General features: G+C 62.6%; 20 protein-coding genes. 11 read left to right on the plus strand and 9 right to left on the minus strand.

Annotation, left to right across the window (positions count from 1 at the left end; genetic code table 11):
* The first annotated feature begins 13 nt into the window (after positions 1-13).
* A complete protein-coding gene (locus J2J99_RS02475) occupies positions 14-1,051 on the plus strand; it encodes a proline racemase family protein (RefSeq protein WP_168295239.1) in 1,038 nt (345 codons plus the stop codon).
* A 238-nt stretch (positions 1,052-1,289) separates the two neighbouring features.
* Here J2J99_RS02475 and J2J99_RS02480 read toward each other — a convergent pair whose 3' ends face one another.
* The 3 genes from J2J99_RS02480 to J2J99_RS02490 form a co-directional block, all read right to left on the minus strand.
* On the minus strand, positions 1,290-2,567 hold the full coding sequence (locus J2J99_RS02480; protein WP_168295238.1) for a DUF892 family protein: 1,278 nt from the start codon (positions 2,565-2,567) through the stop codon (positions 1,290-1,292).
* 471 nt (positions 2,568-3,038) lie between these two features.
* Complete coding sequence (locus tag J2J99_RS02485; protein WP_168295237.1) at positions 3,039-3,512, minus strand: RbsD/FucU family protein; 474 nt, start codon at positions 3,510-3,512, stop codon at positions 3,039-3,041.
* Positions 3,496-4,743 (minus strand): ROK family transcriptional regulator, encoded by a 1,248-nt coding sequence (locus tag J2J99_RS02490; RefSeq protein WP_168295236.1) that lies wholly within the window; start codon positions 4,741-4,743, stop codon positions 3,496-3,498. The genes J2J99_RS02485 and J2J99_RS02490 overlap by 17 nt, the downstream gene beginning before the upstream one ends.
* A gap of 314 nt (positions 4,744-5,057) precedes the next feature.
* Here J2J99_RS02490 and J2J99_RS02495 point away from each other — a divergent pair, with 314 nt between their 5' ends.
* From J2J99_RS02495 to J2J99_RS02520, 6 genes are all read left to right on the plus strand, one after another.
* Positions 5,058-6,077 (plus strand): sugar ABC transporter substrate-binding protein, encoded by a 1,020-nt coding sequence (locus J2J99_RS02495; RefSeq protein ID WP_168295235.1) that lies wholly within the window; start codon positions 5,058-5,060, stop codon positions 6,075-6,077.
* 152 nt (positions 6,078-6,229) lie between these two features.
* Positions 6,230-7,294, plus strand: coding sequence for an ABC transporter permease (locus tag J2J99_RS02500; RefSeq protein ID WP_168295234.1), 1,065 nt, complete (start codon positions 6,230-6,232; stop codon positions 7,292-7,294).
* A 2-nt stretch (positions 7,295-7,296) separates the two neighbouring features.
* Positions 7,297-8,079, plus strand: a complete 783-nt coding sequence (locus J2J99_RS02505) for an ATP-binding cassette domain-containing protein (RefSeq protein ID WP_168295233.1) — start codon at positions 7,297-7,299, stop codon at positions 8,077-8,079.
* The gene (locus tag J2J99_RS02510; protein ID WP_168295232.1) at positions 8,076-8,708 is read left to right on the plus strand and encodes a nucleoside triphosphate hydrolase; all 633 of its coding nucleotides are present in this window, start codon (positions 8,076-8,078) and stop codon (positions 8,706-8,708) included. Before J2J99_RS02505 ends, J2J99_RS02510 begins: the two co-directional genes overlap by 4 nt.
* A 77-nt stretch (positions 8,709-8,785) precedes the next feature.
* A complete protein-coding gene (gene pyrC / locus J2J99_RS02515) occupies positions 8,786-9,832 on the plus strand; it encodes a dihydroorotase (RefSeq protein WP_168295231.1) in 1,047 nt (348 codons plus the stop codon).
* Between the two features lie 175 nt (positions 9,833-10,007).
* Positions 10,008-11,186: a GGDEF domain-containing protein gene (locus J2J99_RS02520; RefSeq protein WP_168295230.1), complete on the plus strand. Its 1,179-nt coding sequence runs from the start codon at positions 10,008-10,010 to the stop codon at positions 11,184-11,186.
* Positions 11,187-11,328: 142 nt separating this feature from the next.
* On the opposite strand, the gene J2J99_RS02525 is transcribed toward J2J99_RS02520, so the two are convergent.
* Complete coding sequence (locus J2J99_RS02525; protein ID WP_168295229.1) at positions 11,329-11,811, minus strand: anthrone oxygenase family protein; 483 nt, start codon at positions 11,809-11,811, stop codon at positions 11,329-11,331.
* A gap of 97 nt (positions 11,812-11,908) precedes the next feature.
* Here J2J99_RS02525 and J2J99_RS02530 point away from each other — a divergent pair, with 97 nt between their 5' ends.
* From J2J99_RS02530 to J2J99_RS02540, 3 genes are all read left to right on the plus strand, one after another.
* Positions 11,909-12,562 (plus strand): TetR/AcrR family transcriptional regulator, encoded by a 654-nt coding sequence (locus J2J99_RS02530; RefSeq protein ID WP_168295228.1) that lies wholly within the window; start codon positions 11,909-11,911, stop codon positions 12,560-12,562.
* Between the two features lie 75 nt (positions 12,563-12,637).
* Entirely contained in the window at positions 12,638-13,327 is a 690-nt protein-coding gene (locus tag J2J99_RS02535; RefSeq protein WP_168295227.1) for an orotate phosphoribosyltransferase, read from the plus strand.
* A 62-nt stretch (positions 13,328-13,389) separates the two neighbouring features.
* A complete protein-coding gene (locus J2J99_RS02540; protein WP_168295226.1) occupies positions 13,390-14,316 on the plus strand; it encodes a carbohydrate kinase family protein in 927 nt (308 codons plus the stop codon).
* A 265-nt stretch (positions 14,317-14,581) separates the two neighbouring features.
* Here J2J99_RS02540 and otsA read toward each other — a convergent pair whose 3' ends face one another.
* From otsA to J2J99_RS02555, 3 genes are all read right to left on the minus strand, one after another.
* Positions 14,582-15,997: an alpha,alpha-trehalose-phosphate synthase (UDP-forming) gene (gene otsA, locus J2J99_RS02545; RefSeq protein ID WP_168295225.1), complete on the minus strand. Its 1,416-nt coding sequence runs from the start codon at positions 15,995-15,997 to the stop codon at positions 14,582-14,584.
* Between the two features lie 496 nt (positions 15,998-16,493).
* Positions 16,494-18,119, minus strand: coding sequence for a glucose-6-phosphate isomerase (gene pgi, locus J2J99_RS02550; RefSeq protein WP_168295224.1), 1,626 nt, complete (start codon positions 18,117-18,119; stop codon positions 16,494-16,496).
* A gap of 138 nt (positions 18,120-18,257) precedes the next feature.
* Positions 18,258-19,958, minus strand: a complete 1,701-nt coding sequence (locus J2J99_RS02555; protein ID WP_168295223.1) for a long-chain fatty acid--CoA ligase — start codon at positions 19,956-19,958, stop codon at positions 18,258-18,260.
* Positions 19,959-20,222: 264 nt separating this feature from the next.
* Here J2J99_RS02555 and J2J99_RS02560 point away from each other — a divergent pair, with 264 nt between their 5' ends.
* Positions 20,223-20,615 (plus strand): PRC-barrel domain-containing protein, encoded by a 393-nt coding sequence (locus J2J99_RS02560; protein ID WP_168295222.1) that lies wholly within the window; start codon positions 20,223-20,225, stop codon positions 20,613-20,615.
* Positions 20,616-20,823: 208 nt separating this feature from the next.
* Here J2J99_RS02560 and J2J99_RS02565 read toward each other — a convergent pair whose 3' ends face one another.
* Positions 20,824-23,277: a glycoside hydrolase family 2 protein gene (locus J2J99_RS02565; RefSeq protein WP_168295221.1), complete on the minus strand. Its 2,454-nt coding sequence runs from the start codon at positions 23,275-23,277 to the stop codon at positions 20,824-20,826.
* A gap of 85 nt (positions 23,278-23,362) precedes the next feature.
* On the minus strand, positions 23,363-23,758 hold the full coding sequence (locus J2J99_RS02570) for a VOC family protein (protein WP_168295220.1): 396 nt from the start codon (positions 23,756-23,758) through the stop codon (positions 23,363-23,365).
* Positions 23,759-23,773 lie beyond the last annotated feature (15 nt).

The raw sequence follows: 23,773 nt of genomic DNA on the forward strand, positions 1-23,773 counted from the left end.
CGGAGTTTTCGATATGAGATGGAAACGCACGATCCAGCTACTGGATGTTCATGCCGAAGGCGAGATCGGCCGCGTCGCGATCGGCGGCGTGCCGAAGATACCGGGCGATACGATCGCCGCCCAGCTGCATTGGCTGAACACCGATCCGAAGGGCGACGAGCTTCGCCGCTTCCTCTGCCTGGAGCCGCGCGGCGCTCCGATCGGCTCGGTCAACCTGCTGCTGCCGGCAAGGCATCCGGAAGCGGACGCCGCCTTCATCATCCTGCAGCCCGACCAGGCGCATGCGAGCTCCGGCTCGAACTCGATCTGTGTGACGACGGCGCTGCTCGAAGCCGGAATCGTCGAGATGCAGGAGCCGGAGACAATCGTCACACTGGAAACGGCAGCCGGCCTCGTCAAGGCGACCGCGACCTGCCGCGACGGGCGCTGCGAAAAAGTCCGGCTCACCATGGTGCCGTCCTTCGTGCATGAACTCGATGTCGAGATCGACACGCCGCATTGGGGCAAGATCAAGGCCGATCTCTGCTACGGCGGCATCTTCTATGCCCTCGTCGATGTCGACCAGATCAATCTCACGATCGAGAAGGCCAATGCGGCCGGCCTCGTCCAGGCCGGCATGATCCTCAAGGAACTGATCAACCGCGACATCAAGGTCGTCCATCCCGAAATCCCGGCAATCTCGGGCGTCGCCTATGTCATGTTTCGCGATACCGAGGCCGACGGCACGGTGCGCACCTGCACCACCATGTGGCCGGGCCGGGCCGACCGCTCGCCCTGCGGCACCGGCAATTCCGCCAATCTCGCCGCGCTCCATGCCCGCGGCAGGGCGAAACTCGGCGACGTCTTCACCTCGAAATCGATCATCGGATCGCAGTTCGAGGTCGGCCTGCAGGCGGTGACCGAGGTCGCCGGCCGCCCGGCGGTCATCCCCACCATCACCGGCCGCGGCTTCACCTTCGGCCTGACCCAGGTGGCGCTCGACCCCTTCGATCCGCATCCCGCAGGTTTTGCGCTCACGGATGTCTGGGGGCCATCGGCGGGGGAGATTTGAGCCGGCGGTTTTGTCCGCTTTTCGGCGCCGATCGACGAGGAGAACGGCCACTCGGCGGCACTCACCGACGTACCGCATCCCGATGCAAAATGTCCCGCGTCTAGGTATATTCCAAAGCGCTCCACGACATGCGCTGCCGCGGCCCGACAACCGCGTGCGTTCACCACTGATGCAGTGAGGAGCCTCAACTGACGCTCTTGCGTCGTCACCGCGAGATCATCTGGGCTTACCGGGATATTTAAACTGTCAGAAGGACGCTCCTTGGCATTCTCGCCGCCGACATCAGGGGTTGGGCAACCTGATCCAGCAACTGGCCGGCATTCTGCTCTTCACCCAGCGACAGTGTTAGCAATTGAGCGACCGCCGGTTGCGCAAGTTGAAGTGCCATATTGCGAGCGGTGGTGTAGGCGGCGATCTCGTAGTGCTCGACCCGCAGCGCCGCTCCGATCAAAGCCAGATCAGCGGGAGCGTCTTCCTTTTTCTTGCCTTCCGCCATCACTTCCTCGCCTTCCTCAATCAGGCCGGCCATGCCCTTGCATGGCTTGGCGCGAGCCGAGGTGCCAAGGATGCGCAGACATTCGTTCAAACGCTCGACCTGCCCCTCCGTCTCGGCAAGATGGTTGCGCAGCAAGGTCTGCAGCTGCTGAGTGCGCGCGGCTTTCTGCATCTTGGGAAGCGCTTTCAACAGCTGTTTTTCCGCGTGGAGCAGGTCACGGAGTTCATCCACGAGGACTTCCTGAATCGCTTCCGCTCCTTCAGGGGAGGCGCTCTCAGCGCGGATCGCCGTTCCCCCGTTTTCGGCTCCCGGGAGATCCTGGAAGGCGGGCGCCTCCACAAATTCCCAAGGTTCTCCCTCATTCCATGGACCGCGGGCGTCAACCTCACCTAAATCCCCTCGACCCGTGGAATCGTTGAAGAACTGATCGACGAGTCCTGCAGTCGGCGCAATCCTGCCGACGCTCAGCGGCGGCTTGCCCATGCTTTCGAGGGCCAGGGCGAAAGCACGCATGTGGGTGATCTCCCTGGTCATCAGGAACTGCAGCGCATCCTTTGTCCCCGGATCGCGGCAGAAGTCGATCAAGCGTTCGTAGACGATCTTGGCACGGGCCTCCGCGGCTATATTGCTTCGCAGATCCACATCCAACTCGCCCGTTATTTTCAGATAATCGGCAGTCCAGGGGTTTCCCATCGAATTGAAAAGGTTCACCCCACCGCCGCCTGCGATGGCGATCAGCGGGTCGGCTTCCGCCTCCTCTCTGACTGACTTCAGCGGCTTGAGATGCATCCTCGCAAGAGTCCCGACGATCTCGAGGTGGCTGAGTTCTTCGGTTCCGATGTCCATCAGGAGGTCCTTGCGACTGGGATCCTCGCAATTCAAACCTTGAATAGAGTATTGCATGGCTGCGGCAAGTTCGCCGTTTGCGCCACCGAACTGCTCAAGCAGCATATTGCCGAATTTTGGATCAGGTTCGTCAACCCGAACGGTATACATGAGCTTCTTTACATGGTGATACATTGGCATCCTCCTGGTTGGATGCCGACTAACCGACCCATCGCAGGAATGTTCCCCGTCCGTGGCTCGTCAGGACACCGATGGCCGGCAGCCACATAGCAGGCCGCTCAGCCCTCATCCGTCGAAGGCCCCTTCGAGGCACCTCAGGATCGAAGGCGGAGCGGAGACGGCATTCCGGGGCGCAGGTGCCGGCATCCTACGCAATCTGCACAGAGTTCGATGGAAAAGCGGCAACTCTTCTTCGGCCCCGATAAACGAAGGCATAGTCCCGTCAACGACGCCGCAGAATCCCTCTGTCGACTTGACGTGCGGTGATCTCCTCAATCGGCGCCGGTCTGCCCAGCAGATATCCTTGGCCGATGTCATGATCATTAATGTTGGCGGAAAGGCAGCCGTTGTGATGGAGACGCACTGCACGCAGATGGCACCGCGCTTTTTTTTCGCGCGGTGCCATCTGCGGCAACTTTTTCCCGATCAGTAGACGAACGGATCGACCTCGGCCGCCTGCGTGCCCGGCTCCTTCGGATAGATGACGCCCTTGCGCAGGATGATGTTGGCATAGAGCCTGGGTTCGCTGGTCTGGATCAGCGCGTGGGCGGCCCGCACCCGGCCATAGAAATCCTGGCCGACGAGCGGCACCACCTGGCGGTGCGGCTCGTGGCGGGCGCAGCAGTCGATCATCTCCTCATGCACGGGATCGAGCTTGTCGCGCTCGGCCTTGACGGTCGAGCGGAAGATCGCCTCGGGCACGAAATCGTCGATCGGCAGCACGCTGAGCACGGCGTTGAGCACCGGAATGAGGTGGTGGCCGTCGAGCCGGATCAGCCGGCGGGCATCTTCGACACCGGGATAATTGCCGTCGACGATCGCGATCTCGTCGCCGTGGCCCATGGCCCGCAGTGTTGCGAGCAATTCCGGGCTCAGAAGCGGATCAAGTCCCTTCAGCATGGTCTATCTCCTTGAAGAGTACGTTCTGGTCTGTGAGGTAACGCGAAAAGATCGGCAGGCTGGCGCCGCCGATGGCGCGGGCCTGCGCGCCGACCGCGCCCTCGATGATTTCGGGCATGACGACGCCCTGCAGGTCGAGTTTGGCGGCCTCGTCGATCGTCGCCTGCACGACGCGGCTGCGCACCCAATGAGGAAAGCCGCCATCGATGACGGCGGCGCTGAAGTCGACGATCGAGGCGGCGGCGACGATCGCCTGCGCCAGCGCCTTGGCGGTATCCTGGATCCAGATTTCCATCGGCTCGCCGAAATCCACCCAGTCGTCGGCCGAATACCAGAGCGGCTCAGGATCGATGCCGCGCTCGCGCAGCATGTTTTCCAGAACGAAGATCGAGGCGATTTCGAGCAGTTGCTTCGTTTCGCCGTTCCTGTCGCGCACCGGCAGCGGCCCGATGGCGCCGGCCGTGCCGGTGCGGCCGGAAAAGATCGCCGAATTCAACACGATGCCGCCGCCTATGAAGGAGCCGATGAAGAAGTAGACAAAGTCCGGATAGGAGGGGCCGACGCCGAAGACGAGCTCGGCGCCGCAGGCGCTGGTCGCATCGTTCTGCAGGAAAACGGGATGGGAAACGCGCGCGGCGATATCGGCCTGCAGGTCGACATCCCGCCAAACCTCCATGGCGCCCGGCGGCGCGCCGACCTCTTCGGCCCAGTTCCACAGCTCGAAGGGGGCGGCGATGCCGAGGCCGGCAATGCGGCTGCGCTGCTTGTCGTCGAGCTGGCTTTCGATCTCCTCGATGCCTGCGGTGACGAAGGCGAGGATTTCATCCGGCAGCGGATAGGCATAGGTCTGGTGCAGCTGCATGCGGATGCGGCCGACGAAATCCATCAGCACCAGATCGGCGCTGCGCCGGCCCATCTTCAGGCCGAAGGAATAGACGGCATCAGGGTTGAGATGCATCGGGATCGACGGCTGGCCGACACGGCCGCGCACCGGCGCCCCGCGCGACAGCAGCCCTTCCTTTTCCAGCACCCGCATGATGACCGAGACGGTCTGGGCCGAAAGCCCGCTGCGGCGCGCGATATCGGCCTTCGACAGCGCGCCGTAAAGGCGCACCAGCGACAGCACGAGCCGTTCGTTATAGGCGCGCACCCTGACCTGGTTCGCACCGCCGGCCGGATTTAGAATTGGCGGCGGGACCGGCGTATGTTCCGGTCCATCCAAAGACGACATGGCCGCTCCTCCCGAGCGTTCGCCTCCTTCTCCTCATCGAAGGCGATTTGAAAAACATGCAGCAACTCAAAGCGGTACAGCCTCCTTCCGTCTGAGACCCGCGGCGCTCGCTGTACACCCTAATTCAATTGAGCATGCCACATCGAATTAATAATTCAATTGGATTTATTTATTGACAAGCCGATTTCTTTCCCTCTTAATTGCCAGCGTCAAGGGCACGGACGGCTTCGGAAGCGGCAGCGACCGAAGCGAAGTGTCACATCTCGAAAATTCCGGCCCGCACGGGCGGCGCCGGCAAACTCTGGGAGGAGTTCATGAAGAAATCAGTTCTCGCTTTCGGCGCGCTCGCGCTCGGTGTCGCTTTTTCCGCTCCGGCGATGGCGGCTGACGTTTCCGCCTGCCTCATCACCAAGACCGACACCAACCCCTTCTTCGTCAAGATGAAGGAAGGTGCGACGGCCAAGGCCAAGGAACTCGGCGTTTCGCTGAAGTCCTATGCCGGCAAGATCGACGGTGACAGCGAAAGCCAGGTCGCAGCGATTGAAAGCTGCATCGCCGACGGCGCAAAGGGCATCCTGCTGACCGCCTCCGACACCAAGGGCATCGTGCCTGCGGTCAAGAAGGCCCGCGACGCCGGCCTGCTGGTCATCGCGCTCGACACGCCGCTCGAGCCGGCCGATGCCGCCGACGCCACCTTCGCCACCGACAACCTGCTCGCCGGCAAGCTGATCGGCCAGTGGGCCAAGGAAACCCTCGGCGACAAGGCCAAGGATGCCAAGGTCGGCTTCCTCGATCTGACGCCGTCGCAGCCGACGGTCGACGTCCTGCGTGACCAGGGCTTCATGATCGGCTTCGGCATCGACCCGAAGAACCCGGACAAGATCGGCGACGAAGACGACAAGCGCATCGTCGGCCACGACGTGACCAACGGCAACGAGGAAGGCGGCCGTAAGGCCATGGAAAACCTTCTGCAAAAGGATCCGAGCATCAACGTCATTCACACGATCAACGAGCCGGCCGCTGTCGGCGCCTACCAGGCGCTGAAGGCCGTCGGCATGGAAAAGAACGTGCTGATCGTCTCGGTTGACGGCGGCTGCCCCGGCGTCAAGTCGGTCAAGGAAGGCGTCATCGGCGCCACCTCGCAGCAATATCCGCTGCTGATGGCGTCGCTCGGCATCGAGGCGATCAAGAAGTTCGCCGACTCGGGTGAAAAGCCGAAGCCGACCGAAGGCAAGTCCTTCTTCGACACCGGCGTCTCGCTCGTCACCGACAAGCCGGTTTCCGGCGTCAAGTCGATCGACACCAAGGAAGGCACCGACAAGTGCTGGGGCTGAGCCCGATCTATTGAAACAGAGAACGGCCGGGGCTTGATCCCCGGCCGTTTTGGACGGACGATGTGCCGTCGCTCCACCGGCTAAGCAACGAACGGATGAACAGGAGTGACGGCCTCCGCGCGGGTTCGGCGCGCGGATGCGGAGGAGGAACCATGACCGGAGCACAGGAATTCGAACGCGTCCTCGACGGCAGCGACAAGAACGTCGCCTCCTTCGAGCACCAGAGCGTCCCGCTGATAAAGCGCGCCCAGCATTTTCTGCACTCGACACCGGCCGCCGTGCCGCTGATCGTATTGGTATTGGCGATCATCATTTTCGGGATGGCGCTCGGCGGACGTTTCTTCTCGTCGTATACGTTGACGCTGATCCTGCAGCAGATCGCCATCGTCGGCATACTCGGCGCCGCCCAGACGCTGGTCATCCTGACGGCCGGCATCGATCTTTCGATCGGCGTCATCATGGTGATCTCGGCCGTCATCATGGGCAATGTCGCGATCACCTACGGCATACCGACGCCGATCGCGGTGATTGGAGGCCTGCTGGTCGGCGGCCTGTGCGGCCTGCTGAACGGTGCCCTTGTCGCCTTCATGAAGCTGCCGCCCTTCATCGTCACGCTCGGCACCTGGAACATCGTCATGGCGACGAATTTCATCTATTCCGCCAATGAGACGATCCGCGACACCGACGTCGACGAACAGGCGCCGCTGCTGCATCTTTTTGCCGCGAGCTTCAAGCTCGGCAGCGCCGTGCTCACCCTCGGCGTCATCGCCATGGTGCTGCTCGTGCTGCTGCTCTGGTATGTGCTCAACCACACCGCCTGGGGCCGGCATGTCTATGCCGTCGGCGACGATCCGGAAGCGGCGAAGCTTTCCGGTATCCAGACGAAGAAGGTGCTGCTCACCGTCTACACGATTTCGGGCGTCATCGCCGCCTTCGCCGCATGGGTGTCGATCGGCCGCAACGGCTCGATCTCGCCGTCCTCGGCGGTGACCGATTATAACCTGCAGGCGATCACCGCGACCGTGATTGGCGGCATCTCGCTCTTCGGCGGCCGCGGTTCCATTCTCGGCACCCTCTTCGGCGCCATGATCGTCGGCGTCGTGTCGATGGGCCTCAACATGCTCGGCGCCGATCCGCAATGGAAAGTCCTCTTGACAGGCGTGCTGATCATCGCCGCCGTCGCCATCGATCAGTGGATCAGAAAGGTTTCGGTGTAATCATGGCTGTCGAACCCATTCTCACTGCCCGCGGTCTCGTCAAGCGCTATGGACGTGTGACCGCGCTCGACAATGCCGATTTCGACCTCTATCCAGGCGAAATCCTTGCCGTTATCGGCGATAACGGCGCCGGCAAGTCCTCGCTGATCAAGGCGATTTCAGGCGCCGTCACGCCCGATGAGGGGGTGATCACGCTCGAAGGCCGACCGGTGCATTTCCGCTCGCCGATGGAAGCGCGCGAGGCCGGCATCGAGACCGTCTACCAGAACCTCGCTCTGTCGCCGGCACTCTCCATCGCCGACAACATGTTCCTCGGCCGCGAGATCCGCAAAAAGGGCCCGCTCGGCTCGCTGTTCCGCATGCTCGACCGGCCGGCGATGGAAAAGCTGGCCCGCAACAAGCTTTCCGAACTCGGCCTGATGACCATCCAGAACATCAACCAGGCGGTGGAGACGCTGTCGGGCGGCCAACGCCAGGGTGTCGCCGTCGCGCGCGCCGCCGCCTTCGGCTCGAAGGTCATCATCATGGACGAGCCGACAGCCGCTCTCGGCGTCAAGGAGAGCCGCAAGGTGCTGGAACTGATCCTCGATGTGCGGGCCCGTGGCCTGCCGATCGTGCTGATCTCGCACAACATGCCGCATGTCTTCGAGGTGGCCGACCGGATCCATATTCACCGCCTCGGCCGGCGCCTGACGGTGATTAATCCGAAGGAATACACCATGTCGGACGCCGTCGCCTTCATGACCGGCGCCAAGGCGGTGCCGACGGAGCCCGTTGCGGCATGAGTGCACGCATCGACGAAATCGCCGGCGAGGTTCTTAGCCGCGCCGGCGATAGCAGGCGTTTCCTGATCGGCATCGCCGGACCGCCTGGTTCGGGCAAATCGACCATGGCCGACAATCTGGCGGCAGCGCTGAAGGCCAAAGGCGAGAGCGCTGCGGTCCTGCCGATGGACGGCTTCCACATGGACAATGCCATCCTAATCGAACGCGGCCTTTTGGCCCGCAAGGGCATTCCCGAAACATTCGATGTCCGCGGCTTCCTCGACATCGTCCGGGCCGTCAGGCCGGCCGATCAGGAGGTTTTGGTGCCGGTCTTCGACCGCTCGCGCGAACTCGCCATCGCCTCGGCCCGGCCGATCGATCCCAAGGACCGGTTCATCATCGTCGAAGGCAATTATCTGCTGTTCACGCAGGGAAAATGGGCCGAGCTCGACGGCATCTTCGATTTCACCATCATGCTGGCGCCGCCGATCGAGGTGCTCGAGGAGCGCCTCTGGGAACGCTGGCGCGGCTATAATCTCAGCGAAGAGGCGGCCAGCGCCAAGGTCTATGGCAATGACCTGCCGAACGGAAGGCTGATCCTCGAAAACCGCCGCCCGGCCGATGTGACGCTGGAGATCGCGCTGGCGTAATCGGCGCACGAATCGATTTCAATGCGCCGCACTTTAGTGCTATCGAGGCCGCAGACGCATCGCTTCGGAGGCCTGCCATGCAATCGATCACCATCCGCCGTCCTGACGACTGGCACTTGCATCTGCGCGACGGCGCCATGCTGGAGGGCGTGATCGCCGATACGAGCCGCACCTTCGCCCGCGCCATCATCATGCCCAATCTGGTGCCGCCGGTCGTCACCACGTCAGACGCCAGCGCCTATCGCGAGCGCATCCTCAGGGCCCTGCCGGCCGGCCACCGTTTTCAGCCGCTGATGACGCTCTATCTCACCGAGCATACCAGCGCTGACGATGTCGAGGCGGGGGCGAAAACCGGCCTCATCACCGCCGTCAAGCTTTATCCGGCCGGCGCCACCACCAATTCGCATGGTGGGGTGCGCGACATGGAAAAGGCGATGCCGGTGCTGGAGCGCATGGCGAAGATCGGCCTGCCGCTCTGCGTCCACGGCGAAGTGACGACGCCTGAGGTCGATATCTTCGACCGCGAGGCCGTCTTCATCGACACCGTGCTCGATCCGCTGCGCCGGCGCCTGCCCGAGCTGAGGGTGACGATGGAGCATGTGACGACAGCAGACGGCATCGATTACATCAAGGCCGCCGAGGCCAATCTGGCCGGCTCGATCACCACCCACCATCTGATCATCAACCGCAACGCCATCCTGGTCGGCGGCATCCGCCCGCATTATTACTGCCTGCCGGTCGCCAAGCGCGAGAACCACCGCCTGGCGCTGCGCGCCGCCGCCGTGAGCGGTAACCCCCGCTTCTTCCTCGGCACCGATTCGGCCCCGCATGTCGATCCCCTGAAGGAATGCGCCTGCGGCTGCGCCGGCATCTACACCTCGATCAACACGATGAGCTGCCTCGCCCATGTCTTCGAGGACGAGGGCGCGCTGGACAAACTCGAAGCCTTCGCGTCGCTGAACGGGCCGGCTTGGTATGGGCTTCAGCCAAACGACGAGCGCATCACGCTCTCACGGCAGACCGACCCGGTCGTCTTTCCCGCGAAGATTGAAACAGGCGCCGGGTCGGTCACCGTCTTCGATCCGATGTTTCCCCTGCATTGGCAGGTGATGCCGCAGGCGTAGGCGCCCCGATTTCAATTTAAAATCGAAAATTCATCTAATTTTTTTCCGCGACGTTAGACGCGTAACATTTTCATTGTGCGGTGCATCATTTGTTAACGGATGCATAAGAAAGTCCTCGTCGACCCTACCCGTTGCCCATATTCCGGCGCGACGACAGCTGCGGAGACTGAAAAGCATGACGCTTGACTATAACTCCCTCCTGCTGGCGCTCGGTGTCTCCGCGGCATGCCTTGCCGTGACCCTGATGGGCAGCTGGCTGGTCCGCCGGACCGAAACCGTGCTGCTGACCGCCACCATCGGCCTCGTCCTCGTCGTCAGCGGGATCTTCGTCTACAGCGCCTATGTCAACCGACCGGAAGTAGCCTTCGCCATTGGCAGCTTCGTCCTGTTCCATGCCGGCTTTGCCACCATCTGGGGCGCCGGCAAACAGTTCCTCGCCGGTCGGCTGTCGATCCCGGCCATTGCTATGCGCGCGCTGGCTGCGATGATCTCTTCCGTCGTGCCGATGCTGGCGGGTTATGACGGCCTGGCCTTCATCTCAGACAATCTTGCCATCGCGCTCATGCTCTTTGCCACCGCCCGGCAATATTGGCTCGCCCGCGCCGAGGCGCCGGCACCGATCCTCGGCATTGCCGCACTCTATACCGCCACGGCGATCTCCTTCGTGCTCTGTGCCGCCGTGTTGATTGCCGACGGCAAGCTGGTGCTGGGCGCAGCGCCCAGCAACTGGGCCGAGGATCTGAGTCTTGCCGTCTGCATCGCCGGCATGACCGGGATCGGCGCGCTGTCGCTGGCGCTGCACCAATGGCGTCTGGCCGCCCGCCACCGGCTCGAGGCGATCACCGATCCGCTCACCGGCCTGCTCAACCGCCGCGCCGTCTTCGACCAATACGGGAAGGGCTCGATGGGCACGACCACCGCCGTCATCGTCTTCGATATCGACCATTTCAAATCCGTCAACGACCGCTATGGCCATGCGAGCGGCGACCGCGTGATCACCGTCTTCGCCGAGGAACTCGCCGCCAATTGCCGCCCTGGCGATACCGCCGCGAGGCTCGGGGGCGAAGAATTTGCGCTGGTGCTGAAAGAAGTCATGCCAGGCCGGGCCGAACTGACGGCTGAGCGGATCCGCAGGGCCTTCGAGGCGCGAGAGATTCCGATCGACGGTGAGGTGTTGAGATGCACAGTGAGCGTCGGCGTTGCGCCCGGCCGCTCGCAGCCACTGGATTTCGACACCATGCTGAGTGCCGCCGATAAGGCGCTTTATGCCGCCAAGCGCGCCGGCCGCAACCGCGTCGAGCTTGCCGCCCATCTCAGAGCGGTTTCGGCCGAGGTGTCGCGCACGGCGTCTTGAATGCGGCATAGCATCGCCGCCAGCCGGATGCGGCCAGCGCCGTGACGCCCGGCGAGCATCCACGCAGAACGCCCGCCTCGTCCTTCGAGGCGCCTTTGGGGCATCTCAGGATGAGGCTCTCTTGGCTGCCGGCGCATGTTTTTCAAACGATCATCAACGCCCTGACAAAGGCGAGCGAGGCCAGCAGCGAGGCCACCGTCCTGACATGGTTCCACCAGGTCCAGTCCCTGAGATAGGTGCTCCACAGCGCAACCGCTTCCGGCCCGCTGCCGCTTACCTTCTCCAGCGCATCGTTCATCGGCACGTTGAAGATGATCGTCGAGAGGAAGGAGGCAAAGACATAGAGCGCCGCTCCCGCCAGCATCAGCGCCGACGCCCCGCCGCGCCAGTTGATCAGCGCCAGCACAGCAATGACCAGGCAGAGGATCGCCGTCGGTACGAACAGCGCCATGAAGGGCGAGCGGACGATCGTCACGTTGATCGAATTCATCGCGGCAATGCCCTGTTCCGCCGGGATGCGCGAAAAGGCGGTCATGATGAAGGTCGAGAAGGCAAAGAAGATACCGGCGACGAGGCCGCTGCCGATCGCTGCGGCGACGAGGGAAAGGATAAGGACGATCTGCATGTCGAAGCTCCTTCCGGGATGGAATAAGAGAAACTCTCTCATTTGCGAAATGAGATAAACTCTCTTATTTTGATTGTCAATCGTGAAGGAGCAGAGCATGTCGGAACAGGTGGTCGCGTCACGCAGGCGTCAGCAGCAGCATGCGGGCCAGCCGCGCCGGATCCCCAGCCAGCAGCGCGGCCGCGAGCGCTTCGAAAAAATCCTCGCCGTCGCCGCCGAGCTGATCGAAAGCAAGGGCAGCGACGGCCTGAAGATGAGCGAGATCGTCGAGAAGGCCGGGCTTTCCTTCGGCGCGCTCTACCAGTATTTCCCGGATAAGAGCGCAATCATCCGGACGCTGGCCGAACGCTTCAACGAAGAGGGCAGGCGCTGTGTCGAGGCGGAATTGGAAAAGGTCGCCGACGCCGCGGCCCTGCAAGGTGCGCTCGCCAATATCGTCGACGAATATTATGCCTTTTTCCGCCGCGAGCCCGTCATGCGCGATCTCTGGCATGCGACCCATACCGACAAGCTGCTGCAGCAGATCGATGCCGAGGACATGGAATTCCACGCCCGGGCGTTTCTCGCCGTGCTGCTGCGCCTGTGGCCCGATCGCGACCACGGCGAGCTTCTGGCGATTGCCCGGCTGACGATGCAATTGCTGGCTGCTGCCGTGCGTTACGCCGTATCACTGGATGCGGAGGAGGGCGCTCGGGCGATCGCTTTGTTCAAGACGATGCAGGTCGTCGATTTCAGCCGGCTGCTGGGCTGATACAACCGTGTTGCGTCTGGAAACTCAGGGCTCTTGCTGCTATTGCCGCAATGAGCAAAGTTGAAGGAGAGCCGCATGATCCAGACTACGTTTCCCGACCGCGCCCTGATGGCCGAACTGGTGGCCAAGATGCTCTGGGAGATCAAGGCGGTGCATTTCAATGCGGGCGAGCCTTACAAGCTCTCCTCCGGCATGGCGAGCCCGGTCTATATCGATTGCCGCAAGCTCTTGTCCTACCCCCGCATCCGTTCGACGGTCATGGATTTTGCCGCCAGCACGCTCTTGCGCGATGCCGGTTTCGAGCAGTTCGATTGCATCGCCGGCGGCGAGACCGCCGGCATCCCCTTCGCCGCCCTGCTCGCCGACCGCCTCGGCCTGCCGATGATCTATGTCCGCAAGCAGCCGAAGGGCCATGGCCGCAATGCCCAGATCGAAGGCAATATGCCGGAAGGGTCGCGCGTGCTCGTCATCGAGGACCTGACGACGGCCGGCGGCAGCATGTTCAAGTTCATCGATGCGGTCCGCGCCGCCGGCGGCATCGTCGATCACGGCATCGCGCTGTTCTTCTACGACATCTTCGGTCAACAGCGCTTTACCGAAGGCAAGGTTCGGCTGCATCATATCGCCACTTGGCGCAATGTTCTCGCCGTCGCCAGGGCGCAGAAGCTGTTCGACGACAAGACGCTCGAAGAAGTCGAAGCCTTCCTCGATGCGCCGCTCGCCTGGTCGGGAAGGAATGGTGGCGTCAGTGAGCTTTCGCTCTAGCCTTTTGACAAAAGCTCGCTTAATCGATTGAAGGACGCGTAAGTCCTGTTGGGAGGAATCCGATGATTTTGTGCTGCGGCGAAGCCTTGATCGACATGCTGCCGAGAGATACGACCCTGGGCGAAAAAGGCTTCGCCCCCTATGCCGGGGGCGCGATCTTCAACACCGCCATCGCGCTCGGCCGCCTCGGCATCCCGACGGCCTTCTTCACCGGCATTGCCGACGACATGATGGGCGAAATCCTGCTTGCGACGCTGAAGGCCGCCAATGTCGATTACGGCCCTTGCGCCATCACGCAGCGCCCCTCGACGATCGCCTTCGTCAAGCTCGTCAACGGCCAGGCGACCTATGCCTTCTACGACGAGGGCACGGCCGGCCGCATGATCACCGAGGCCGACCTGCCCGTCCTCGGCGATGATTGCGAAGCGCTGCATTTCGGGGCGATCAGCCTGATCCCGAGCCCCTGCGGCGAAACCTACGAAGCGTTGCTCCACCGCGAAGCCGAGAAGCGCGTTATCTCGCTCGATCCCAACATCCGCCCCGGCTTCATCAAGGACAAGCCGGCGCATTTGGCCCGCATCGAGCGCATGGCGGCCAAATCCGACATCGTTAAATTCTCCGACGAGGATCTCGACTGGTTCGGTCTTGAAGGGGACCACGATGCACTCGCCGCCCACTGGCTCGCCCATGGCGTCAAGCTTGTCGTTATCACCAAGGGTGCCGAAGGCGCTTCAGGCTATACCAAGGAGCGCAAGGTGACGGTGCCGAGCGAGCGCGTCGCGGTCGTCGACACCGTCGGCGCCGGCGACACCTTCGATGCCGGCGTGCTGGCCTCGCTGAAGAGGGATGGCCTGCTGACCAAGGCGCAGGTCGCCTCGCTCGACGAACAGGCGGTGCGCAACGCCCTGACGCTCGGCGCCAAAGCCGCCGCCGTCACCGTCTCCCGCGCCGGCGCCAACCCGCCCTGGGCGCATGAGATCGGGCTTTAAGGCTTGACCGAGCATCAGCCCCTCATCCGCCTGCCGGCACCGACCGAGGTCGAGCCACGGGTCTCGACCCGTCCTTCGGACCCCCGCTTGCGGGGCGAAGGGGGATAGTCGCGGCCTCTCTGTTCCGCCGTCGACATTGCGTGTGGCACGTCCCCCGCCCCGTTTACGGGGAGAGGGTTAGGGTGAGGGGCATGTTTAACGCCTCGCCAGCGCCGCAGCCAGCCCTTGCGTCAGGCCTTCGACGACTCATGTGGACGCCGATCGATCAGGAGGCTGCCTGGGGAGCCACGCTACGGCCGAGTTCTGGAGCGATCATCAGATCCCCCAAGAAGGTTTCGCACCAGAGCGAGACGTCGTGAGAGCGCAGATGTTCCATCATCATGTTCCAGCGGTCGCGGCGCTCCGCGAGCGACATGACAATCCCCCTGGCAAGCGCATTGGCGGTACCCTCGACATCGTAGGGGTTGACCAGCAGCGCCCCCTTCAGCTCCCGTGCCGCGCCGGCGAAGCGCGATAGAACCAGGACGCCCGGCCGATGCGGATCCTGGGCGGCGACATATTCCTTGGCGACGAGGTTCATGCCGTCGCGCAAGGGCGTGACCAGTCCGATCGTCGCCAGGCGGTAGAGGCCGGCGAGCACGTTGCGGCTGATCGATCGGTTGACATAGCGGATCGGCACCCAGTCGACCGTTCCGATGGCGCCGTTCACGCGGCCAGCCTGTTCGGCGACCATCTTCTGCATATGCTCGTATTCGGGGACCTCCGACCGCGATTTCGGCGTGACCTGCAGATAGGTGACCTTGTTTTGGTAGGCCGGATTGCTGGTGAGGAAGCGTTCGAACGCCTCCAGCCGCTGAATGATGCCTTTCGAATAATCGAGGCGGTCGACCCCGATGATCATGTCACGGCCTTCGACGCTGCGCCGGGTCTTCTGCACCATCACGTTGTTTGCGGCCTTTTCGGCGAATTCGGCGAAGGCGGCGGTTTCGATCCCGATCGGATAGGCGCCGGCCTTGAAGATCCGCCCATGCGAATCGAACAATCCGTTTCCGAGGTCGTCGCCGATGCCCTCCCTTCTGAGATAGCCGGCGAAGTTCTGCAGGTCGTAATCGGTCTGGAAGCCGACGAGGTCGTAATGGGAGAGGCCGCGCATGATTTCTTCATGGACCGGCATCGTCACGAGAATATCGGCCGGCGGCCAGGGAATGTGCAGGAAGAAGCCGATCCGGTTCTTCAGCCCCATTTGGCGCAGTTCGGCCGCCAGCGGAATGAGATGATAGTCATGAACCCAGATGATGTCGTCCGGCTCGATCATCGGCGCCAGCCGATGTGCGAAGAAGCGGTTGACACGGAAATAGCCGGCCATTTCCTTCCGGCCATATTCGGCGAGGTCGAGGCGGTAGTGACAGATGGGCCAGAGAACGCGATTTGCAAAGCCGCGATAATATTCCTCGACATCGGTGTCGGTGAGATCAGTCAGCGCATAGGTGATGTTACCCTTCTGCAGTTGCGCCAGCGGGCCGGGCTCCCTGTCTCCGCTCGATTCTCCGGACCACCCCATCCAGATGCCGCCGCGCGCCTGCAGGGCTGCCTGCAACGCGACGGCGAGGCCACCGGCCGCGGCGCTGCCATCCTTGGCCGGCATGGGGACACGATTGGAAACGACGATAAGACGGCTCATGAGCTTCCTTCAGTTGAGATGGATCGTGAAAATGCTCTGTGGCAACGTCTCGGGGGCTTTCCGGATCGCGGGAAGCGCGATGCAGTGCAGGCGCCGACATCGAAAGAGCAGGACGCGAGTGGCCCGGTGCACAGGCCGGTGAAAGCAATGAAACCGGCTTCATCCCCGGCTTGATAGGCCATGTCGTCTGAAATACCTTGCGCACAGATTTTGCTTGAATCTAGGGCGATTGCCGCAGATTGAAAGAATTCTTTCTACAATTTTCTATTAGTAGAACATTCAATCCGGATTCGCGCGGCGATCCATTGCGGCAGGGCGCGCTGCCCAGTTCATCATCTGCGGCCGCCACGTCGATGTAGGCGGTAGCCGTCGGCCCTTGATGGCCTGCCAATCACAGCCCGTCGCAGCGGCGCCCGCTTTGCACAGAGGTGGGCACCGGAGGACGGGCGGCGTGCCCGGCCTGGCGGCTATAGGTGAGACGACGGGCCGGCTGGTCCTACTTCGCCAGCTTCGCCAGCGCCGCGACCAGCCCTTGCGTCGAGGAATCATGGCCTGCCGCGCTCTCCTTGCCCTCGACGACAGGCAGCAGGCCAGTCGCCAGTTCCTTGCCGAGCTCGACGCCCCACTGGTCGAAGGAGTTGATGCGGAAGAGCACGCCTTCGACGAAGACGCGGTGTTCGTACAGCGCGATGAGTCGGCCGAGCGCGTAAGGCGTCAGCTTGTCGTACACGAAGGTGATCGACGGCCGGTTGCCCTGGAAGACGCGGTGCGGCGCGATGAAATCGGCCTTCTTGTCGTCCATGCCCTTGTCGGTCAGCTGCTTCTTGGCTTCTGCGAAGGTGCGGCCTTTCATCAGCGCTTCCGACTGGGCGAGAACATTGGAGACCAGCAGCTGGTGTTGATGGCGTAATTCCGGCTCGAAGGCATTGGCGGCGATCATGAACTCGGCCGGGATGATGCTCGTGCCCTGATGGATGAGCTGGTAGAAGGCGTGCTGGCCGTTGGTGCCGGGCTCGCCCCAGACGATGGGGCCGGAATTGCCCTCGACCGGCGTGCCGTCGATGGTGACGCCCTTGCCGTTCGATTCCATGTCGAGCTGCTGCAGATAGGCCGGGAAACGCGACAGGCGCTGGTCGTAGGGCAGGATGGCGCGGGTGGGATAACCCATCACATTGCGGTGGTAGAAGCCGATCAGGCCGAGCAGCATCGGCAGGTTTTCGGCAATCGGCGCCTGACGGAAATGATTGTCGATGGCATGGGCGCCGTCGAGGAACTTGCCGAAATTCTCCGGGCCGATGGCGATCATCAGCGGCAGGCCGATCGCCGACCAGATCGAATAGCGGCCGCCGACCCAGTCCCAGAAGCCGAAGACGCGGGCGCTGTCGATGCCGAAGGCGGCGACCTTGTCGAGCGCCGTCGAGACGGCGGCGAAATGGTGCTGCACGGCCGCTTCGCCGAGCGCCTTGGCGATGAAATTGCGCGCCGTCTGCGCATTGGTCATCGTCTCGACGGTGGTGAAGGTCTTCGAGGCGACGATGAACAGCGTCGTCTCCGGCTGAACCAGCTTGAGGATATCGGCGATATGGGCGCCGTCGATATTGGAGACGAAGTGGGCGCGCGGACCGTCATGGAAGGGCGCAAGCGCCAGCGTCGCCATCACAGGGCCGAGATCCGAGCCGCCGATGCCGATATTGATGACGTCGGTGATCGCCTTGCCGGTCGCGCCCTTCAGCGCGCCGGAGCGGATATCGTCGGCGAATTTGCCCATGGCGGCGAGCACCGCGTTGACATCCGGCATGACGTCCTTGCCGTCGACCAGAACCGGCGTGTTGGAGCGGTTGCGCAGCGCCGTGTGGAGAACGGCGCGGTCCTCGGTGAAGTTGATCGCCTTGCCGGAGAACATCTCTTCGCGCTTCTTCTCGACGCCGCCGTCTTCGGCGAGTTTCACCAGCAGCTTCAGGATGTCGTCATTCACCGCGGTTTTGGAAAAATCCATCAGGAGGTCGTCGAGCGCGACGGAGAAGCGCGAAAAGCGCTGTGCATCGGCGGCGAAGGCCGCGCGGAGATCGGTCGCCTTGGTGGCGGCGGCGGTGCTTTTCAGCTGTTCGACGATTGCGTTCATGGGGAGGCTCCTTTTGAGGCGGAAAGGTTGCGGAAACTATTCGCTTTATCGGGCCCAAATCAAGTTCAGCCGCTGCTCCACTATGAAAAAAGCCACCCGCGGCAAGCGGATGGCTTTAATTTCATCAGATCGTCAAATTCAGCCGCGCAGGTCCTTGCGCAGGATCTTGCCGACGGGGGATTTCGGCAGCTCGGTGCGGAATTCGATGAAGCGCGGGCGCTTGTAATTGGTGAGATTGGCGATGCAATGGGCCTTCACCTCGGCCTCCGTCAGGTTCGGATCCTTCCTGACGACGAAGAGTTTGACCGCCTCGCCCGAATGCCCGTCCGGGACGCCGATCGCCGCGGCTTCGAGAATGCCGGCATGCATGGCGGCGACCTCCTCGATCTCGTTCGGATAGACGTTGAAGCCGGAGACCAGGATCATGTCCTTCTTGCGGTCGACAATCTTGGTGTAGCCGCGTTCGTCCATGAAGCCCATGTCGCCGGAGCGGAAATAGCCGTCGGCCGTCATCACCCGCGCCGTGTCCTCCGGCTTCTGCCAATAGCCGGCCATCACCTGCGGCCCGCGGATGCAGATCTCGCCGATTTCGCCGAGCGGCAGCGGACGGCCCTCTTCGTCGCGGATGTCGAGTTCGGTGGAGGGCAGCGGCAGGCCGATCGAGCCGGTAAACTCGATCGAATCGAAGCGGTTGGCGGTGGCCACGGGCGAGGTCTCGGACAGCCCGTAACCCTCGGTAATTGCCGTGCCGGTCATCTTCAGCCAGCGTTCGGCGACCGGGCGCTGGACGGCCATGCCGCCGCCGAGCGACATGATCAGCGAGGAGAAGTCGAGCTTGGCGAATTCGGCATTGTTCATCAGCGCGTTGAACAGCGTGTTGAGGCCCGGAAAGATATGAATGTTCGACTTTCCGAATTCCTTGACGAGGCCGGGAATGTCGCGCGGATTGGCGATCAGGATATTGTGGGCGCCGAGCGACATGCCCATGAGCGAGTTCACCGTCAGCGCGAAGATGTGGTAGAGCGGCAGCGCGCAGAGGAAGTTCAGCGCTTCGGGCTGTTTCTTGCGCTCGAAGGCCGACCGCAGCCAGAGCGACAGCTGCAGCTTGTTGGCGAGCAGGTTTTGATGCGTCAGCACCGCGCCCTTCGCAACCCCGGTCGTGCCGCCGGTATATTGCAGGAAGGCGACGTCGCCACCGGTCAGCGTGACCGGCCGAAGGCTCTTCTTCGCGCCTTCGCGCAGCACCTGGCTGAAGCTCTTATGCTGCGGGATCGACCATGAGGGAACGAGCTTCTTCACCTTGCGCACGACAAAATTGACCATCAGCCCCTTCGGCCCCAGCATTTCGCCGAGCGAGGTGACGACGACATGGCGCAGATCGGTCTTGTTCAGGACCTGCTCGACCGTGCGGGCGAAATTCTCCAGGACGAAGATTGCCTTGGCGCCGGAATCGCGCAGCTGGTGTTCGAGTTCGCGCGGCGTATAGAGCGGATTGACGTTGACGACGACGAAGCCGGCCCGCAGGATGGCATAGGTGGCGACCGGATTCTGCAGGACGTTTGGCATCATCACCGCGACGCGGTCGCCCTTCTCCAGCCCGATGTTCTGCAGCCAGGCGGCGACCTTGCGTGTCTTGTCCTCCAGCTCGCGGTAGCTCATCGCCTTGCCCATGCTGGAAAAAACCGTCCGGTCGGCGTAACGGGCGCAGGATTTTTCGAGGAGTTCGGCAAGCGAGGCATGTTCCAGCGGCGGGAGCTCGTCCGGAACCATTTCGGGATAGGTTGCAAGCCAGGGCTTGTCGGCTTTTGCTCCGTTCGGATGGACGGAAATGCTGGTCATCGTGTGTCTCTCTCCCTTGCGGTCGCCGCGCCTGTGCCGAGCCGCTATCGGCTGGCCCGCGATTGACCGGAAGCATCCTCCATCTTCCTGCCCGGCAGCTTATGCCATTGCCTGAACGGTTCAAGCTGAATGACGCTATACTAACCTTGACGTAAACGTCAACATTTGCGGATGTCGCGATCGGCGACAAAACCGGGAACTTTGAGTCCGCCGTGACGTTGATCCTGCATACTCACCACGAAGAAACACCAAAGGAGGTACACAATGTTGAATCAGGATACCGACGCCAGCCGCCGCGACCCGAACGTAAAGGATACGCCTTCGCTGATCGCCAGCGACCGGGTCGAAGGTACCCGCGTCTACGGCCCGGATGGCAGGCATATTGGCTCGATCGAACGGCTGATCATCGGCAAGCTCGATGGCCGCGTCGCCTATGCCGTGCTGAGCTTCGGCGGCTTCCTGGGCATCGGTGACGATCACTATCCGCTCCCCTGGGAAAAGCTGAACTATGACACCCAGCTGGACGGCTATCGCATCGACCTGACGAAGGAGCAGATCGAAGGCGCCCCGAGCTATTCGGACGATGACGACACCTGGTACAACGATAATGGCCGCCGGGTCTACGACTACTACGGCGTGCCGCCCTACTGGATGTAATCTCGTCCGATGGACCGAGCTGGAAGGGCCCCGTGCGATGCGGGGCCTTTTTGGTGTCGAGTGGCGATTGCCCCTCACCCTCACCTCTCCCCGTTCTGACAGGGAGAGGGGACGTGCGCCGCGAGAGGTGGTGGGAACGGAGAGCTTGCGGCATCGTCCCTTCGCCCCGCGAGCGGGGAGAAGGTGCCGGCAGGCGGATGAGGGGCAGCTAGCGCGAACCGGCGACAAGATCATTGGCCGTGCGCAGAACGGTACCGACGATGTCATCAGCCTCAATTACCTTCGCCGTTCTTACCGCAAACACATGGCTCTCGCCCGGCAGAAGCGTCACCAGCATCGTATCGACCACCGCATCCGGATCCAGCCGGTCCGCCATCAGGCAGAGATCCTTGAGGAAGTTCTCGGCCGTCACTTTCACCGCATACCCGCCCTCGATCGTCGCAACATCCACCGTCAGCCGCGGCACCGGCAAGGCAAGCTCGATATCCTCGACGAAATAATGGAACGCCCGCCGGTCGAGCATGTCGACGACCACGACCTCGTCCTTCGGTAAGTCCGGCCTGACGATATCGTCGGGCAGCGGAAACTCGTTGGCCTCGAAGCGGTCGCAGAGCAGACGCCAGAATTCGAATTCGGCCAGCACGGTGCCGTCGAGATTCAAACGCCTGCCGCTGATTTTCGCCCGCCAGAACAGCGTTCTCTCGTTGACCGCCACTGCCGCAAGTCCGCCGCCGCGCGGCTGGATCGTCAGCAGGCGTGGATCATAGGCGGCCTTCAGCGCATACCAGAGCGGCTTGCGGCGACCGGCCGAATCGAGGGCTGCCCAGGAGGTCACCGGCCAGCAGTCGTTGAACTGCCAGACCACCGCACCCTTGCAGATCTCCCGATGAGAGCGCATGTGCTCGATGCCGAAGCGGATGGCGCGGGCCTGGTTGAGCTGAGTGGCGAAATGCCAGTCGTCCATCGTCTTCGGCTCCGGCAGATGGCCGGCGAGGCCGCGGATCAGCTTGTCATTGCCGAGCGTCGCCTTCTGATGATGGAAGACGCCGTTCGCTTGCGGCGTCAGCGGCGTGTCATGAACGCTTTCGGCGATCGTCGCCCAGGCGGCCGGCGCCTGCCAGCCGAATTCGGAGCAGAAACGCGGGATATAGTTGCGGTAGACCTCGTAGCCGACGTCGTTCCAGACGTCCCAGATATGTTTGCAGCCATGCGCGTCGGCATTGGGCTCGATCTCCATCGAGCCGGAATAGGGGCTGCCGGGATAATAGGGCCGGTCGGGATCGAGCTCAGTGCAGAGCTTCGGCAGCAGATCGAGATAATAACCGAGCCCCCAGCTCTCGCCGGCCTTGATGATCGGCCGCCAGCCCCATTCGTCGAAGCCCCAGATATTCTCATTGTTGCCGTTCCAGAGGATCAGTGAGGCATGCGGCATCAGTCGCACGACATTGTCGCGCACCTCAGCCTCGACCTCGCTTCGAAGCGGCTCCTCTTCCGGGTAGGCGGCGCAGGCAAAGAGGAAATCCTGCCAGACCAGCATGCCGATGCGGTCGCAGGCCGCGTAGAATTCGTCGCGCTCGAAGATGCCGCCGCCCCAGACGCGCAGCATGTGGATATTGGCGGCCTTCGCCTCCTCGATGCGGGCGGCATAGCGCTCGGCCGTCACCCGCGATGGGAAACAATCGTCGGGAATCCAGTTTGCCCCGGCGATGAACAGCGGCACGTCGTTGATGACGAAGGTGAAGGCCGAGCCGTGGGCGTCGGGCGAGGTGTCGAGCCGCAACGAACGGAAACCGAGCTCACGCCGATAAGTGTCGAGCACATCGCCGCCGGCTTCGTCGAAGAGTTCAAGCGTCAGGGGATAAAGTGGCTGCGCGCCGAGATGGTGCGGCCACCAGAGCTGCGGCGACGGCAGGCGAAGTTCGAGGGCGACCTCGGCTTCGCCGGCGCCGATCGCCACCGCCGTCGTTATGCCGCCGATTGTCGCGACGAGCCGGCACGGAGCGCTAGCGCCATGCCGTGCCAGCCGGGTGTGGATCTTCACCAGCCCGTCGCCGCCGGCAAGCGTTGCCGAAACCCGTGTTTCCGCAAGCCGCGCCCGGTCCCAGCTTTCCAGCCGCACCGGTTTCCAGAGACCCGAGGTCACCAGCGTGGGCCCCCAGTCCCAACCGAAATTGCAGGCCATCTTGCGCATCAGATTGCCCGGTCCCGGATAATTGTTCGGCCGGTAGCCGTAATGTTTCTCCATCTCCGCGCCATAAGCATAGGCGGAACGGAAGGTGACGGTGAGGTCGTTCCGGCCGGACTTCAGCAGCCCGGAAACATCGAAACGATAGGTGCGGTGCATATTGAAGCTGCAGCCGATTTCGTCGCCGTTCAGCGCGATCACCGCGACCGTATCGAGCCCGTCGAACACGAGTTCCTGCACCCTGTCATCATCGGGCGCTGCCTCGAAACTGCAGCGATAGGTCCAGTCGGTCTTGCCGATCCAGTCATTGGTGATCTCGTTGACGTCGATATAGGGATCGGCGATCAGCCGGCTGGCGAGAAGATCGAGATGCACGCAGCCCGGCACCGTCGCGGGGATTGTTTCCGGCAGACCAGGCCTTGCTGTATCGTTGCAGGAAAGCGTCCAGCCGGAATTGAGGGCGGTCTTCTCGATCATGGCGGGCTCCTGATTTATGCCGCTCGCAATTGTGGTGGGGTGTTGTTAGAAGTGGCGCCGCGGCGATCGGCAGCGGCGCGGCGCGTCAGAGAAACCGGCCATGGCGCTGCAGCACTTCGATCTTGTAGCCGTCGGGATCGCTGACGAAAAAGAATAGGCCGAAGAGCCTGCCGTCGCGATTGAGCTCCACCAGTTCACCCGGTTTCAGCCCCAGTTTCAGCATGCGCTCACGCTCGACCGCCACCTCTTCGACCGAGACGGCGAGATGGCCATAGGCATTGCCGAGATTATAGGGCTCGGTCCGGCCCTTGTTGACGGTCAGCTCCAGTTCGAAGCCGGTCTCGGCATTGCTGAGATAAATCAGCGTGAAGGTTTCGAAATCGACGCGATCGGCAACCGCAAGGCCAAAAGCCTTGCGATAGAAGTCGACCGAACGCGCCTCGTCGAGAACGCGGATCATGGAGTGGATCATCTTCGCCAATTCTGCCTCCCATTC

The sequence above is a fragment of the Rhizobium binae genome, assembly GCF_017357225.1.
GTDB classification, from domain to species: domain Bacteria; phylum Pseudomonadota; class Alphaproteobacteria; order Rhizobiales; family Rhizobiaceae; genus Rhizobium; species Rhizobium binae.